Annotated in this window: 15 protein-coding genes; 9 read left to right on the top strand and 6 right to left on the bottom strand. The window is 73.3% G+C overall.

Features of this window, described 5'->3' with window-relative positions; genetic code table 11:
- The first annotated feature begins 4 nt into the window (after positions 1-4).
- The 3 genes from DAI17_RS10230 to DAI17_RS21655 all read left to right on the top strand — a co-directional run bounded on the left by DAI17_RS10230 (position 5) and on the right by DAI17_RS21655 (position 2453).
- A complete protein-coding gene (locus DAI17_RS10230; protein WP_107772817.1) occupies positions 5-1387 on the top strand; it encodes an MBL fold metallo-hydrolase in 1383 nt (460 codons plus the stop codon).
- Between the two features lie 213 nt (positions 1388-1600).
- Positions 1601-2338 carry a hypothetical protein gene (locus DAI17_RS10225; protein ID WP_159081471.1) on the top strand — a complete coding sequence of 246 codons (738 nt, stop codon included), beginning with the start codon at positions 1601-1603 and terminating at the stop codon, positions 2336-2338.
- On the top strand, positions 2322-2453 hold the full coding sequence (locus tag DAI17_RS21655; protein ID WP_267894722.1) for a hypothetical protein: 132 nt from the start codon (positions 2322-2324) through the stop codon (positions 2451-2453). The genes DAI17_RS10225 and DAI17_RS21655 overlap by 17 nt, the downstream gene beginning before the upstream one ends.
- An 18-nt stretch (positions 2454-2471) precedes the next feature.
- Here DAI17_RS21655 and DAI17_RS10220 read toward each other — a convergent pair whose 3' ends face one another.
- Together DAI17_RS10220 and DAI17_RS10215 are read right to left on the bottom strand one after the other, a co-directional pair.
- Positions 2472-3494: a MerR family transcriptional regulator gene (locus tag DAI17_RS10220; RefSeq protein WP_107772926.1), complete on the bottom strand. Its 1023-nt coding sequence runs from the start codon at positions 3492-3494 to the stop codon at positions 2472-2474.
- Between the two features lie 65 nt (positions 3495-3559).
- Positions 3560-4180 (bottom strand): hypothetical protein, encoded by a 621-nt coding sequence (locus tag DAI17_RS10215; protein WP_199905051.1) that lies wholly within the window; start codon positions 4178-4180, stop codon positions 3560-3562.
- Between the two features lie 192 nt (positions 4181-4372).
- On the opposite strand from DAI17_RS10215, the gene DAI17_RS10210 reads away from it, so the two are divergent.
- The 3 genes from DAI17_RS10210 (at position 4373) to DAI17_RS21520 (ending at position 7085) form a co-directional block, all read left to right on the top strand.
- Positions 4373-4570, top strand: coding sequence for a hypothetical protein (locus tag DAI17_RS10210; protein ID WP_159081470.1), 198 nt, complete (start codon positions 4373-4375; stop codon positions 4568-4570).
- A gap of 235 nt (positions 4571-4805) precedes the next feature.
- Positions 4806-5477: a class I SAM-dependent methyltransferase gene (locus DAI17_RS10205; RefSeq protein ID WP_159081469.1), complete on the top strand. Its 672-nt coding sequence runs from the start codon at positions 4806-4808 to the stop codon at positions 5475-5477.
- A 174-nt stretch (positions 5478-5651) separates the two neighbouring features.
- Positions 5652-7085 carry an HNH endonuclease gene (locus DAI17_RS21520; protein WP_107772812.1) on the top strand — a complete coding sequence of 478 codons (1434 nt, stop codon included), beginning with the start codon at positions 5652-5654 and terminating at the stop codon, positions 7083-7085.
- 146 nt (positions 7086-7231) lie between these two features.
- Here the strand turns inward: DAI17_RS21520 and DAI17_RS10195 are convergent, their stop codons facing one another.
- The 4 genes from DAI17_RS10195 to DAI17_RS10180 are packed head-to-tail and all read right to left on the bottom strand — an operon-like array spanning position 7232 to position 11245.
- Positions 7232-8449, bottom strand: a complete 1218-nt coding sequence (locus tag DAI17_RS10195; RefSeq protein ID WP_107772811.1) for an MgtC/SapB family protein — start codon at positions 8447-8449, stop codon at positions 7232-7234.
- 25 nt (positions 8450-8474) lie between these two features.
- Positions 8475-9269 carry an ABC transporter permease subunit gene (locus tag DAI17_RS10190; RefSeq protein ID WP_107772810.1) on the bottom strand — a complete coding sequence of 265 codons (795 nt, stop codon included), beginning with the start codon at positions 9267-9269 and terminating at the stop codon, positions 8475-8477.
- Positions 9226-10164: an ABC transporter ATP-binding protein gene (locus DAI17_RS10185; RefSeq protein WP_107772809.1), complete on the bottom strand. Its 939-nt coding sequence runs from the start codon at positions 10162-10164 to the stop codon at positions 9226-9228. Before DAI17_RS10185 ends, DAI17_RS10190 begins: the two co-directional genes overlap by 44 nt.
- Before the next feature lie 34 nt (positions 10165-10198).
- On the bottom strand, positions 10199-11245 hold the full coding sequence (locus tag DAI17_RS10180) for an alcohol dehydrogenase catalytic domain-containing protein (RefSeq protein WP_107772808.1): 1047 nt from the start codon (positions 11243-11245) through the stop codon (positions 10199-10201).
- Positions 11246-11413: 168 nt separating this feature from the next.
- Here DAI17_RS10180 and DAI17_RS10175 point away from each other — a divergent pair, with 168 nt between their 5' ends.
- The 3 genes from DAI17_RS10175 (at position 11414) to DAI17_RS10165 (ending at position 13197) form a co-directional block, all read left to right on the top strand.
- Positions 11414-11977, top strand: coding sequence for a hypothetical protein (locus tag DAI17_RS10175; RefSeq protein WP_159081468.1), 564 nt, complete (start codon positions 11414-11416; stop codon positions 11975-11977).
- A gap of 66 nt (positions 11978-12043) precedes the next feature.
- Positions 12044-12295 carry a hypothetical protein gene (locus DAI17_RS10170; RefSeq protein ID WP_107772806.1) on the top strand — a complete coding sequence of 84 codons (252 nt, stop codon included), beginning with the start codon at positions 12044-12046 and terminating at the stop codon, positions 12293-12295.
- Positions 12295-13197: an AMIN-like domain-containing (lipo)protein gene (locus tag DAI17_RS10165; protein WP_107772805.1), complete on the top strand. Its 903-nt coding sequence runs from the start codon at positions 12295-12297 to the stop codon at positions 13195-13197. The genes DAI17_RS10170 and DAI17_RS10165 overlap by 1 nt, the downstream gene beginning before the upstream one ends.
- Positions 13198-13200 lie beyond the last annotated feature (3 nt).

The following is a 13200-nucleotide window of genomic DNA, read 5'->3' as shown; positions in this document are numbered from 1 at the left end:
CGACATGGTCCAGCCCATCCTGACCTTCCTCGGCGCCGCGGGCACGGTCACCGGCAGCCGGTTCCTCGTCGAGGGCGGAGGCGCCCGGGTGCTGGTCGACGCCGGCCTCTACCAGGGCCTCGCGACGCTGCGCCGGCGCAACTGGGAGGACTTCCCGGTCGACCCCGCGTCCCTCGACGAGGTCGTGCTCACCCACGCCCACCTCGACCACACCGGCTACCTCCCGCGGCTGGTCAAGGAGGGCTTCTCCGGGCCGGTGCGGTGCACCCAGGAGACCGCCGAGCTGGTCGCCATCGTGCTCCGCGACAGCGCCCACCTGCAGGAGGAGGACGCGGCGTACGCCAACAAGCAGGGCTTCTCCAAGCACCACCCCGCGCTCCCGCTGTACGACGCCGAGGACGTCGAGCGCACGCTGCCGCTGCTCGAGCCCGTGCCCCTCGACGAGGAGGTGGCGATCGCCGGCGGGACCACGCTGCGGCTGCTGCCCGCGGGACACATCCTCGGCTCGGCGACCGTGCACCTGACCGTCGACGGGCACCGCATCCTCTTCAGCGGCGACCTCGGCCGGCCGCACCACCCGCTCCTGCGTCCTCCCGCGGACCCGCCGGCCTCCGACACCGTCGTCGTGGAGTCGACGTACGGCGACCGCGAGCACCCCGAGCCGGACCCGCACCGGCTGGCGGCGGTGGTCCGCCGCACCATCGGCCGTGGTGGCAGCGTCCTGGTGCCGGCGTTCGCCGTGGACCGCACCGAGCTGGTGCTGATGGAGCTGCGCCGGCTGGTCGAGGCGGGCGAGGTGCCAAGGGTGCCGGTCTTCGTCGACAGCCCGATGGCGCTGGCGGCGCTGCGCGTCTACGAGCGGGCCATCGCCGGGGGGAGCCCCCAGGTGCGCGACGACCTGTCCCGCCGCAGCGGCATCTTCGACCCCGGTCAGCTGCACACCGCCAGCACGCCCGCCCAGTCCCGCGAGCTCAACGCCCCGGAGCACCCGTGCATCATCATCTCGGCCTCCGGCATGGCGGCCGGCGGTCGCATCGTGCACCACCTCGAGCACATGCTTCCCGACCCGCGCCACACCGTCGTGCTGACCGGCTACCAGGCCGCCGGCACCCGCGGCCGGCAGCTGCTGGAGGGGGCCCGCGACGTGAAGATCCACGGCCGCTACGTCCGGGTGCGGGCCGAGGTCGTGTCGATCGAGGACCTGTCGGTCCACTCCGACGCGGGGGAGACGCTCGCCTGGCTGTCCCGGTCGCCGGAGGTGCCGGGCACGACGTACGTCGTCCACGGCGAGCCCGAGTCGTCCGACGCGCTCGTACGCCGGATCCGCGACGAGCTGGACTGGAACGCCGTGGTCCCGCGGTACGGCGAGCGGGTGCTGATCGACTGACGGCTTCTCCGCGGCGTGGTCCGTGGTCGTGGGCGGCCGGGTCGTCCATGCTGGCGCCATGATCGTGGTGCGCGAAGGGACGAGGCCTCGGTGATCGACTGGCGCGAGGTCGACCTGGACGGGGCGCTGGCCGAGGGCCTCAGCAACGTCTGCCACTAAGGCCGCGGCGTCCACGTGTGGGGTCGGCGGGAGGATCGGCCCTTCGCGGCCGCGGTGCTCCCGACGGGGAAGGGCGGCGAGGTCCTGCCGCCGTGGCAGGGTCGCGTCTCCGGCGTCCTGCAGGACGACGCGGGGGACCTGCACGTGACGGGCGGTCGACCCCCGCGGACGCACCCCGGCGGGGACGCCGCCGAGTGGGCCGCGGCGGACGAGTCGGACCCCTACGTCACCGGCTGGGTCGTGATGGGTGACGAAGACCCGTGCAACCTCGCACTGAGTGCGTCCGGTCGCCTGCACGCCTACGAGTACGGCGGGGAGACCCCGCAGCCCGGACCGCGACTCGCGGCCGGCCAGACGGAGGAGGACCTCGTCGTCGCCGGCCGGGAGATCGGGCTCGTGGTCGCGGGACGCCTGGCGCCGGACGCGACAGCCCCCGGGACCGACGGCGTCGGCGCGAGCGCCTGGTCCTACGCCAACGGTGAGTGGGCGCAGATCAGTGTGGTCGACGCACCGGACGGCTGGACCGACTCCTACACCCGCTGGGAGCCGGTCCTGGCCGGGCACCGCGAGGGCCGGCCTCTGGTGCTCAGCCATGCCGGCACACCGCTCCCCGCGCCCCGGGTCGACCTCGACCCCGCACACCCGCACGTGTGCGTCGCGCACGTGGACGGTGAGCCCTACGGCTCCGAGGAGCCGGGGTGGGGTGGCCGGCTCGTTCTGGTCGTCCAGGCGGTCGACGGAGTACGTGTGGCTGCAGCACCCGAGAGGCTGGACGATGGTCCCGGGGCCTGAGGGGACGCTGCAGGCGGCGCGCCTCGGCTACAACGAGAAGGACACGGGGTGGGTCGTCACCGACGGACGGCTCTGGTTCGCCGACCTGTCGGCAGTGTGGTCTGCCCTCGGGTGAGAAGGTCCGGCCAGGGCATCACCGCGGGGCCAGGTCGACCACCACGATCGTGTGGTTGTCGGGTTCGCCGGCCTCGGTGACGGCGGCCGCGACCGCGTCGGCGACGTCCTGCGGAGCAGCCGTCCTCGTGAGGAGCGGGGCGAGGTCGTCCAGGTGGGCGTGCACGCCGTCGGTGGTCAGCGCCAGCCGGTCACCCGGCCGCAGGTCCAGCGCGGTCTCGTCGGCGACGACGCCCGGGGTGAGGGCGCGGTTCAGCAGGTTCCGATGCTCGTGCGACCTGGCCTCGTCGGAGGTCAGCTGGCCGGCCTCCAGCAGAGCCGCCACGACCGTGTGGTCGTGGGTGACCTGCCGGAGCTCCCTGTCCCGCACCAGCCAGACCCGCGCGTCACCGACGTGCGTGATCCGCGCCGTGGCGCCGTCGAGCACGACGGCGGTGAGGGTGGTGCCCGACGACGGCTGGTCCGGCAGGGCCGTGCTGACGTCTGCCGCGATCCCGGAGACGGCCTCGTCGAGGCCGCCCACGGCAAACGCCGCGAGGGCCGCGGCGGCCACGTCGTCGCGGTCGCCGAAGCCGTCGGCGACGGCGACGAGGGCGGGCGTGGCGACGAGCGCGTCCTGCTGCCGCTCGCGTCGTCCCCGGCAGTGGCTGGATCCGATCTCGGCGTGGAGGGACTGGGTCGTGGTGGTCATGGGGTGTTCCTCGTTCCTCAGCTGGTGGACGAGGGTGGTGACGATGTCCCGGCGGGTCGCGGTGTCCGCCTCGACCTGGGACCAGTACGCCGCGACCTCCTGCGCCGCAGCAGCGGGCGCGAGGTCGACGACCTGCCTGATGCGGGCCAGCGGCATCCCCAGCAGTCGCAGGGTCGCCACCAGCCGGGCGCGCCCGAGCTGCGAGCGGGCGTACCGCCGGTAACCCGAGTGCAGGTCGACCTGCACAGGGACCAGCAGGCCCAGGTCGTCGTACAGCCGCAACGCCTTCGGCGTCAGTCCCGAGTCGCGGGCGAAGTCACCGATCGTCATGAGCACGTGGGGCCGGGTCATCGTCTCCATCCTCCCCGGTGACGGTCACCGGTGGGACGACCGTGGTCCTTGCCGCTGGGGCAAGGTCAACACCCTTCGCGTCGGTCCTCGTGCCGGGCCCTGCGGAACAGCTCGACCAACAGGTTGGCGTAGCCCACGGTGTCGTCGATCGCGCGGTGCGTGTGCTCGACGTCGCCGAACCAGTCGCTGGGGAGGGTGTCGACGTCGACGAGCCCCGCAGACGTCCCCGTGACGGCCGCCGCGTAGCTGCGGAGGCACAGTCCGCCGCCGACGAACAGCCTGTCGGTCTCGTGGTGGCCCTGCCGGATGCCGTACGACGTGAACCGGCGCAGGTAGTGGTCCATCCAGATGCCGTCCAACGCCAGGGGGAAGGCCGCGAACATCCGGGGCCAGGGCAGGTCCCGGAGCCAGGCGACGTACCGGTCCATCACGGGCCCGACGGGCTCGGGGTCCGTGATCGCGGCCTCCCACGCCCCAGGCTGGGTGGCGAACCACGCCATCGTGCCGGCATCCGGGGACGTGCCCGGCAGCGGCTCCAGGACCGCTTCGAAGCGCCCGTGCTCGACGCCGTCCGCGGACACCGCCACCGATGCGAAGGAGCGCATGGAGTTGATGCCCGGCCATGGCCCGTCGAGCTCGACGTCGGTCACCACGTAGGTCCAGGGGTCGGGCTCAGGTGCGCTCACGTGCGACATCCTGTCGGGCCGGGCGCGGTGCACCGTCGTGTGCCACGCCGGATGGGCCGGGACGTCGTCGGGACGCGGCCCGGAGCTCGGCCCTAGGCTCGCCACCCCGACCGACCTTCCTGGGAGCCGCAGGTGCACGTCTTCATCCGTCCGACCCAGACCTTCTTGTCCTGCCATGTGTGCAGTGGCCTGGTGTTCGCGAGCCGCGAGATCAAGATGACCACGACGGGCATGACATTCATGGACCTGGACTGGCTCAACCGCTCGGCCGAGGGAGTCATCTGCGTCCGGTGCGGATTCGTGCACACCTTCATGGGGCAGGCCCACCAGTGGGTGGACCCGGCCGCGGTGAAGCCGGGCGACCTGCCCGACGACCCGCTCGCGCCCTGACGTACGCCGACCGGCTCGCGCCGGCCCGCGAGGTTCGACGTCCCCGGGACGACCCGCCTCTCCGACGAAGAGCGTCGCGCGCGACTCGCGGGACGTCGTACGGGAGGTCCTATGGCCGTGGCCGAGCGCCGAGCCGGCGGAGCAAGATGATCCGGTGGTGACTCCGACGCCACGGCGATCGAGCCGATCGGGGATCGCGGCAACGGTGCACGTGATCCCGCCGCCGCCGCGCCCCGTGCGTCACTTCGCTCGCTGGGTCGCCGCGTCGACTCCCCGCGGCGCCGCCGTCCTCAACGTCGGAGGCGGCTGCAACGCCTCAGGCGACTTTCCCCGGATCAGAGGTCGCGCCGGCCTCCTCGTGGTGGTCGACCCGAGCGCACGTGTGGCGGACAACGGCGAGGCGGACGAGCGCCACCAGGCGACGTTGGAGGCCTTCTCGCTCGAGCACGCCGATCGTTTCGACGTCGCCTTCGCCGTCTTCGTGATGGAGCACGTCGCTGATCCGGTCGAGTTCACCGAGGCGGCAGCACGGGTGCTCAAGCCGACCGGTGTCTTCCTGGCTCTCACCCTCAACCAGTGGCACTACTTCGGTCTGACGACCTGGGCGACGTCCCGGCTGGGCCTCGAGGAGTGGCTGCTCCGCCACGTGCGCGACCCCCGTGAGGTCGACGAGTACCACTTCCACACCGAGTACCGGATCAACACCATCCGCTCGGTCAGCCGCCATCTCGAGCGGGCGGGCTTCTCCGAGGTGGACTTCCGGATGTGGGACCTGCCTCGCGCCTACGAGCCCTACCTGCCCCGCCGGCTGACGGGATTCGCGACGGAGTGGAGCCGCGTCGCGTACCGCCTCAATCGTCCCAACCTCATGGGGCACCTGGCCTTCAAGGCGACGCTCGGAAGCTGAGGTCGAACTGCACGTGGCGCCGGCGCCGGTGCTGCATCGGCAGAGTTGGAGATCCATGCCCGTCCGGTGGGGTGAGGGGCGAGCGTCAGCGAGCCGCGAAGCCCCGACACCACTGTCCACAGGGGGCCGTTCTCCGGCGTCGCGATGTCGGTGGTCCCTGCTTGAGTAGGACCCATGAAGACGCCCGCTGCTCCCGCTCTGCCGGACACCCCGGCCGAGCTGTTGCGTGCGGTGCGTGAGCGCAAGCAGGCCGCCGACCGCAACGACGTGGAGATGATGCGGCTCGGCGTGCACTGGGCCGACCTCCACCTCGCGGACCCCGAGCACGCGGAGGCGTGCTTCACCTCCCCCAAGACCTTCGCCGGTGAAGGGTCGCCGTCGATCGATGAGTTCTGCGTCCCGGAGTTCGCGACCATGCTCGGTCGCACGTGTGATTCGGCGGGGCGGTTCCTGACCGAGTGCGTCGAGGTCGCCTACCGGCTCCCGCAGCTGTGGGGTGCCGTCCAGGCAGGCCTGGTGGCCGGCTGGCGGGCCCGGGTGATCGCGCAGACCACCCTCGACCTCACCCTCGAAGCCGCGACCTACGTCGACTCGCAGGTGTTCTGGTGCGCCAACCGCCTCACCCCCTCCGCCTTGGGCAGGGTGGTGGACGAGGCCCGGGTGCGCCACATGCCCGACGCCGTGGAGCAGGCGCTGGAGAAGAGCGCGGACAAGCGCAACGTCACCTTCGACACCCAGCAGGTCTCCTTCGACGGCACCATGCACCTCGAGGCCGACCTGGAGATCCCCGACGCCCTCGCCCTCCGCGAGGCCGTCGCCTCCGGCGCGGAGCACCTCGCCAAGCTAGGGTCCACCGACACCGTCGACGGACGCCGCGCCACCGCGCTGGGTGACCTGGCGCGCCGGCAGCTGACCCTCGGCTTCCACGACACCGAGAGCGACGGCGACGCAGATTCGTCGGTTGCGGTGCGAGCGAAGCGAGGCTCGAAACCAGCCGCTCCCGTGACGCAGATCGTGATCTACGCGCACCTGTCGGCCGACGCCATCACCGGCCTGCAGGACCCGAGGGGCACCTCGACCGGGAACATGGCCGGCGAGGCGTTGTGTGCGCGGGTCGAGCAGGCCGGCCAACGGCTCCTGTCGGTGGAGCAGGTCCGCGCCTGGTGCGGCCGTCCCGACGCGTCGGTGGTCGTCAAGCCGGTCATCGACCTGCGCGAACGGTTGGAGACGAAGGGCTACACGCCCACCGCCGCCATGCGGGACTACGTGATCGTCCGCGACGGCACGTGCGTCTTCCCGTGGTGCGGACGCAACGCCCGGCACGGCGACCTCGACCACATCGTCCCCTACGACCACGAGCGTCCCGACCGGGGTGGACCGACGTCGACGGACAACCTCGCCGCCCTGTGCCGCCGCCATCATCGGCTCAAGACCAAGGGCCGCTGGCGCTACGTGATGACCAAGCCCGGGGTGTTCGACTGGACCAGCCCGCTGGGCTGGACCTACCGCCGCGACCACACCGGCAGCCGATCGACCGGACGGGCCTGGCCCGAACCGGGAGGCGCGACCCGCTCAGGCGTGCCGGACCTGCGCCCGCCCGACCAGTAGTCACCACGCCCCGCACCCCGTCGACAGCACCTCCGGCGGGGCCACAGGCGTGTCTGCGGACAATCCAGGCGAGCCCGAGCCGCCCTGCACCCGGCGGCCCTGCCGGAAGCCCAACATGGAGGGGATGTGTCCGCCCAACGACACGGTCAGGCGAGGGCCAACGCCAGCGCGACGACGGCGATGGCCGGGAGGAGGCACAGCAGCAGCGCGCCGGCGAAGCGTGCGCCACCGCCCGCTGCTCCGACGACGACCTTGCCGAGGGTGTTGGTCGCCAGCCCGGCACCGATCGCCGCCACCGCCGTCGCGAGGCTGAGGTCACCGGTGTGCACCAGCGTGGTCATGGCGACGCTCGCGCCGTGGACGTCGGCCAGCGCCGCGGTCGCGCTGGCCGCGAGGGCGCCGGCCGCGCCGTACCGGTCCTGGAGCCACAGCGCCACGGGCAGCACGATCGAGATGATCGCGGCGAGCACGAGGGCGGGCACGATCGCGAAGGGGCGCCCCGCGGCGGCGGCGTCGTCCTCGCCGCGGACCGACCGGCCGAGCCACCAGGCCTCGGCGACCATCACGACGCTGCCGGCCACGATCGCCGGCAGCAGGCGGACGGTGACGCGCGAGTCGACGAGCGACGTGACGACCGCGAGCTGGACGAGGGTGGCGACGCTGGCGAGCAGGGCGCCGGCGAGCGCCCCGCGCACCGGCACCTCCCGACGGCGGGCGCGGGCGGCCATCACGCCGGTGGTGGCGGTCCCGGACACGAACCCGCCGGCCAGGCCGCCGATCATCACGCCGCGTCGCGCGCCCAGCAGCCGGGTGGCGGCGTACCCGACCCAGCTGATGGCGATGATGAGCACCACGAGCAGCCAGATGCGCTGGGGCACCCACGCGCCGTACGGTCCGACCTCGCCGGACGGCAGCACGGGAAGCACGACGAAGGCCGCCACGAAGAACACCAGCGCGTCCGACCGCTCCTGGTCGGTGACGGTCTCGCGGACGAATCGGTGCAGGTTCTCCCGGGAGACGAGCAGGACGGTGGTGGTGACCGCGACCGCCACCGCGACGGCCGGGGCGGTGTGGCTCAGCGCCCCGAGCCCCAGGGTGGCGATGACGGCGGTCTCGGTGGTGATGCCCCGGTCCTCGTCCTCGGACACGACGTACCCCGCGACGACCAGCAGGACCACGCCCGCGCAGAGGACGACGGCGACCACCGTGGGCACCTGCACGGCGACGGAGCCGATCAGGGCGACCAGGGCGAAGGTACGGACACCGGCGGTACGTCCTGGCCGGTCCCGCTCGCGTTCGGCGCCGATCAGCAGCCCGATGGCCAGGGCCACGCCCATGGACTGCCACAGCTCGAGCCCGCCCACGCCCCCCTCCTCCCCGGCCCGGCGCTCAGGTGTGGGCGCCGATGTCGCGCCGCGCCCACAGCGGCAGCGCGGCCAGGCCCACGACCGCGGTGCCCAGCACGAGCCACAGGTAGGTGGCCGGGAGGCCGGGGGAGAGCGGTCCCTCGTGAAGGGCCTGGTCGAAGGGGGTCAGGCCCTGCCAGGACGCCAGCTCCTCCACGAAGACCCCCGCGATGTAGAGGACGTAGGCCGCCAGGCCGACCGCCGACGCCACGCCGATGGCCACCCCGCGACGCCCCGTCAGGGCACCGGCGACCAGCGCCACCGCGCCGAGCTCGATGCCGAGCAGGGTGATGGCCAGCGACCCCGAGAAGGCCGCCCCGGCGGTGATGCCGAGCCCGAAGGCGGCGGTGCCGGCCAGGGTCGATGCGAGCACGGCCAGCCCCAGCAGGGCGACCCCGGTGACGAGTGCGGCCAGCTCCTCGAGGAGCAGGCGGGTGGTGGTGAGCGGGGTGACCAGGAGCAGGTCGAGGGTCCCGGCCTGCTCCTCCCCGGCGACCATCCGCGCGCCGTGCGTGATGCCGAAGACGATGAGCAGCATCGGCAGCACCAACGAGAAGAGCTCGGCGTTGAGGAAGCCCTGCCCGGTGGTCATCTCCTCGAGGGAGAACATCTCCCGCATCGCCGGCGGGAAGTCCTGGAGGTAGGCGTCGAAGTCGGGCATGTCGGCCATCCACGGCCACATCGCGGACTCGAGCAGGACGAGCGCGGAGAGCGCGCCGGCCCAGGCGGGCAGGCTACGCCGCTGGTCCCACAGCGCCTTGGCGTAGATGCTGCGCATCGGACGGCTCACCCCTCTCGTAGAAGCCGAGGAACAGGTCGGCCAGGTCGGTCTCGTGGGTGGTCGCGCTGGAGACCCCGTGCGGGGCCGCGGCGCGGAACAGGTCGGCCATCGACCCGGCCACCGACACGTGCACGGTGGTGCCGACGACGTCGACGCGTCGCACCCCGGCCGCGGCGCGCAGCGCGTCGACCGGGGGGTCGTGCTCGAAGCGCAGGTCGACGCGGCGCACGGCGTCGGCGTGGAGCTGGGCCATGGACCTCGTGGCGAGCAGGCGGCCCTGGTCGAGGATGCCGACCACGTCGGCCACCGCCTCGACCTCCGAGAGCACGTGGGAGGAGAGCAGCACGGTGCGTCCCTCGTCGCGGACCTCGCCCAGGAGCGCGAGGAACTCGCGCTGCATCAACGGGTCGAGGCCCTGGGTCGGCTCGTCGAGGACCAGCAGCTCGGGATGCCCCATGAAGGCCTGCACGATCCCGACCTTGCGACGGTTGCCGTGCGACAGCGTGCCCATCCGCTTGTCCAGGTCGAGGTCGAACCGCTCGGCCAGCACCGTCACGCTGGCCCAGTCGGTGCCGCCCCGGAGGGCGCCGAGCAGGCCGACCAGCTGGCGTCCGGTCATGTCGGGGTAGCCCGCGAAGTCACCGGGCAGGTAGCCGATGCGGCCCTGGACCCCGTCCCGGTCCGCGGCCACGTCGACGCCGAGGACCTCGGCCCGGCCGGACGTCGCACGCCACAGCCCGGCGAGCAGCTTGATGGTGGTCGTCTTGCCCGCGCCGTTCGGCCCGAGGTAGCCGAAGACGCACCCCGCGGGGACGAGGAGGTCGAGGTCGCCCAGGACGACGTGGTCGCCGAAGCGCTTGGTCAGGCCCGTCGTGCGGACGGCGTGCTCCATGCGGGCCTCCTCGGGTCGACGGCTCGGTGACGCGTCACACGGCGTCGGGGTTGAAGAGCGCCACCTTGAGCGCCCCGGTCTCGCCCGCCCGCGAGAAGACGTCGTAGGCGTCCTGCATCTCGTCGATGCCGTAGCGGTGCGTGCACAGCGCGCCGACGTCGAGCTTGCCCTCGCTCAGCAGGCGGAGCAGGAGCGGCGTCGTGCGCGTGTCGACGAGGCCGGTGGTGATCGTGACGTCCTTGATCCAGAGGGTCTCCAGGTGCAGCGTCGCCGGCTCGCCGTGCACGCCGACGTTGGCGACGTGCCCGCCGGGGCGCACGAGCTCGGTGCACAGCTCGAAGCTGCTCGGGACGCCGACGGCCTCGATGGCCACGTCCGCCCCGGCACCGCCGGTGAGCGAGGCCACCATCGCCGCCGCCCCCTCGGGGCCGACCACGTCGTCGGCGCCCGCCTCCAGCGCGCTGCGGCGACGGGACTCCGCGGGGTCCACCATGACGACGCGCGACGGGCTGAAGAGCCGCGCGGTCATCAGCGCGGCGAGTCCGATCGGGCCGGCGCCGACCACCACGACGGTGTCGCCGGGGGAGACCCGCCCGGCCAGGACCCCCACCTCGTACGACGTGGGCAGGATGTCGGCGAGCATCAGGGCGTCCTCGTTGCTCACGTTGTCGGGGAGCACGTGCAGGGAGTGGTCGGCGTACGGCACGCGCACCTTCTCGGCCTGGGTCCCGTCGATGAGGTGGCCGAGCACCCAGCCGCCGCCACCCTGGCACTGCCCGTAACGGCCCTCCTTGCAGTAGCGGCACCGGCCGCACGAGGAGATGCACGACACGAGCACCCGGTCGCCGACCTTGATGTCGCGGACGTGGTCACCCACCTCGAGCACGGTGCCCACCGCCTCGTGGCCCAGGATGCGCCCGGCCTCGACCTCGGGCACGTCGCCCTTGAGGATGTGCAGGTCGGTGCCGCAGATGGTGACCGCGTCGACGCGCACGATCGCGTCGTCCGGGTCCTTGACCGCTGGGTCGGGTACGTCGACCCAGGATCGGTGGTCGACGCCGCCGTAGACGAGTGCCTTCATGACTGTCCTGTCCTCTCGCTGGTCCGGTGCCCCCATCGTCGGACGGAGCGTCCGGCGGGCGCCGGAGTCTTGCTGCCCCGACCCCGCGGGACCTTCGTCCCCGATCGGCCCCTCGGGCCGGGTCTTCGGGCCCTGCCGACGGCAGGCGCGCGGGGTCACGCTGGACGCATGAGGACCTACCGGTTGGTGTGGCGCGTGATGGTCACCGTCGTGGCCCTGGTGGCTGTCGTGGCCACCGCCCTCACGATGCCGCCCGGCCTGTTCCTGGCCGTGGCCGTCGCCATGGGCCTGTTCGGCGGCCTCATCGCCGTGTCGTTCCAGGAGGACCTCGCCGACGTGCGGCACCCGATCGTCAAGGGCGTGGTGCTGGCCGTCGCCGTCACCCTCCTCCCGGGCCTCTCGCGGCTGCTCGGACCCGCGACCGCGACCGCGGCGGTCGTGCTGGTCCTGGCCGCGCCGTGGGTCGTGCAGAAGGTCCTGGACCGCCTGCGGCGCCGTTCGGGGCCGACCCGCATCGCGCGCGCCGGGCTCGCGGAGCCGGACGAGGCGCTGCGACGGCAGTGGACGGAGTCGACCCGGCAGCTCGCCCTGGCCACCACCGTCGCGGAGCGGATGGTGGTGGTGCGGGTGCGCGAGCAGATCCTCGACGACGTCGCGGCCCGGCACGGCGGGTGGCTGCCTCCCTACGTGTGGCCGGTCACCGACGCGAAGTCCCGGGACCTTCGGCCCTAGCCAGCCGTCGCGGCGGCCCGCACCGTGGTGGGCGACCGCGACGGAAAGACGGACGGGGGAGACCGCATGGTCACCGCGAGCGAGGTGCGCCACACCCACGAGACGATGCTCGAGGTCGCTGGACGACTGGTCGACGAGGTCCAGGACGTGCCGCCCGGCGTCGTGCTCCGCGCCTACTGGCGCGCCGTGCGCCTGGTCCGCAACGCCGGCTGCCCGCTGCCCGTGCTCCCCGACGAGGCGGAGCTGGTCGCCCGCCACCTGCTGCTGCGCCGCGGCGTCCGGGTTCCCCACCCACGGCTGGGCGAACAGGCGGGCTGATGCGGCCCGGCCGGTCGGCGTACCTGCTCGCGGCTCCCGTGCTGCTGACCGCCGTCCTCTCGGGCACGGCCGCCGGCGGGTCCGCACCCGTGCGGGCGACGACCGCGCCGGAGACGCCGACCCTGGTCGCCATCCGCGCCGCCCACCACCCCGGCTTCGACCGCGTCGTCCTCGAGTTCGAGGGCGGCCTGCCGTCCACCCGGCGCGTGCAGTACGTCGACCGGCTGGTCGCCGACGGCTCGGGGCTGCCGGTCCGTGTGCCCGGGCGGGCGATCCTGCGGGTGGTGCTCTCACCCGCGCAGGCCCACGACGCGAGCGGGCAGACCGTGCCCCGGAGACGCGCCTGGGCGCTGCCCAACGTGATGACCACGGTCCGGGCGGGCGACTTCGAGGCGGTGACGACGTACGGCATCGGGGTCGCGAAGCGGACCTCCTTCGAGGTCTCCACGCTGGAGGACCCGAGCCGGGTCGTCATCGACGTCAAGGCCGGGTTCCGCACCGAGCAGCGGCCGGTGTGGTTCCTCGACCGGGACCGCTTCGTCGACAACGTCGAGCCCTACTTCGTCTCCCGGATGCGGCCCGTGCGTCCGCGCACGCCGGCGGTCGGCCTCATGGACCGCTTGTTCGCCGGACCCCTGCCCGCCGAGCGGCGCGCCGGCCTGCGGCTGCTCCGCTCGCGCGCCAAGGGCTTCGCGGACCTCTCGGTCGCCGGCGGGATCGCCCGGGTCCGGCTCACCGGCGGCTGCAGCAGCGGCGGGTCCACGGTGACGGTGGCGGGGTCGATCATCCCGACCCTGCGGGCCCTCCCCACCGTGGCGTGGGTCAAGGTGCTCGACCCGCAGGGCCGCACGGGCGACCCGGTGGGCCGGACCGACTCGATCCCCGCCTGCCTGGAGCCGTGAGGT

The sequence above is a fragment of the Nocardioides sediminis genome (genome assembly GCF_003047295.1).
Classification (GTDB): Bacteria; Actinomycetota; Actinomycetes; order Propionibacteriales; family Nocardioidaceae; genus Nocardioides; species Nocardioides sediminis.
Note: the sequence above shows the minus strand (reverse complement) of the source record. Positions and strands in the feature narration are given on the sequence as shown.

Coding starts and splice junctions, on each gene's coding strand:
- DAI17_RS10170 (WP_107772806.1), top strand. CDS start 12,044: ATGGTCACCGCGAGCGAGGTGCGCCACACCCACGAGACGATGCTCGAG.
- DAI17_RS21655 (WP_267894722.1), top strand. CDS start 2,322: ATGGTCCCGGGGCCTGAGGGGACGCTGCAGGCGGCGCGCCTCGGCTAC.
- DAI17_RS10165 (WP_107772805.1), top strand. CDS start 12,295: ATGCGGCCCGGCCGGTCGGCGTACCTGCTCGCGGCTCCCGTGCTGCTG.
- DAI17_RS10190 (WP_107772810.1), bottom strand. CDS start 9,269: ATGCGCAGCATCTACGCCAAGGCGCTGTGGGACCAGCGGCGTAGCCTG.
- DAI17_RS10175 (WP_159081468.1), top strand. CDS start 11,414: ATGAGGACCTACCGGTTGGTGTGGCGCGTGATGGTCACCGTCGTGGCC.
- DAI17_RS10230 (WP_107772817.1), top strand. CDS start 5: ATGGTCCAGCCCATCCTGACCTTCCTCGGCGCCGCGGGCACGGTCACC.
- DAI17_RS10220 (WP_107772926.1), bottom strand. CDS start 3,494: ATGACCCGGCCCCACGTGCTCATGACGATCGGTGACTTCGCCCGCGAC.
- DAI17_RS21520 (WP_107772812.1), top strand. CDS start 5,652: ATGAAGACGCCCGCTGCTCCCGCTCTGCCGGACACCCCGGCCGAGCTG.
- DAI17_RS10185 (WP_107772809.1), bottom strand. CDS start 10,164: ATGGAGCACGCCGTCCGCACGACGGGCCTGACCAAGCGCTTCGGCGAC.
- DAI17_RS10180 (WP_107772808.1), bottom strand. CDS start 11,245: ATGAAGGCACTCGTCTACGGCGGCGTCGACCACCGATCCTGGGTCGAC.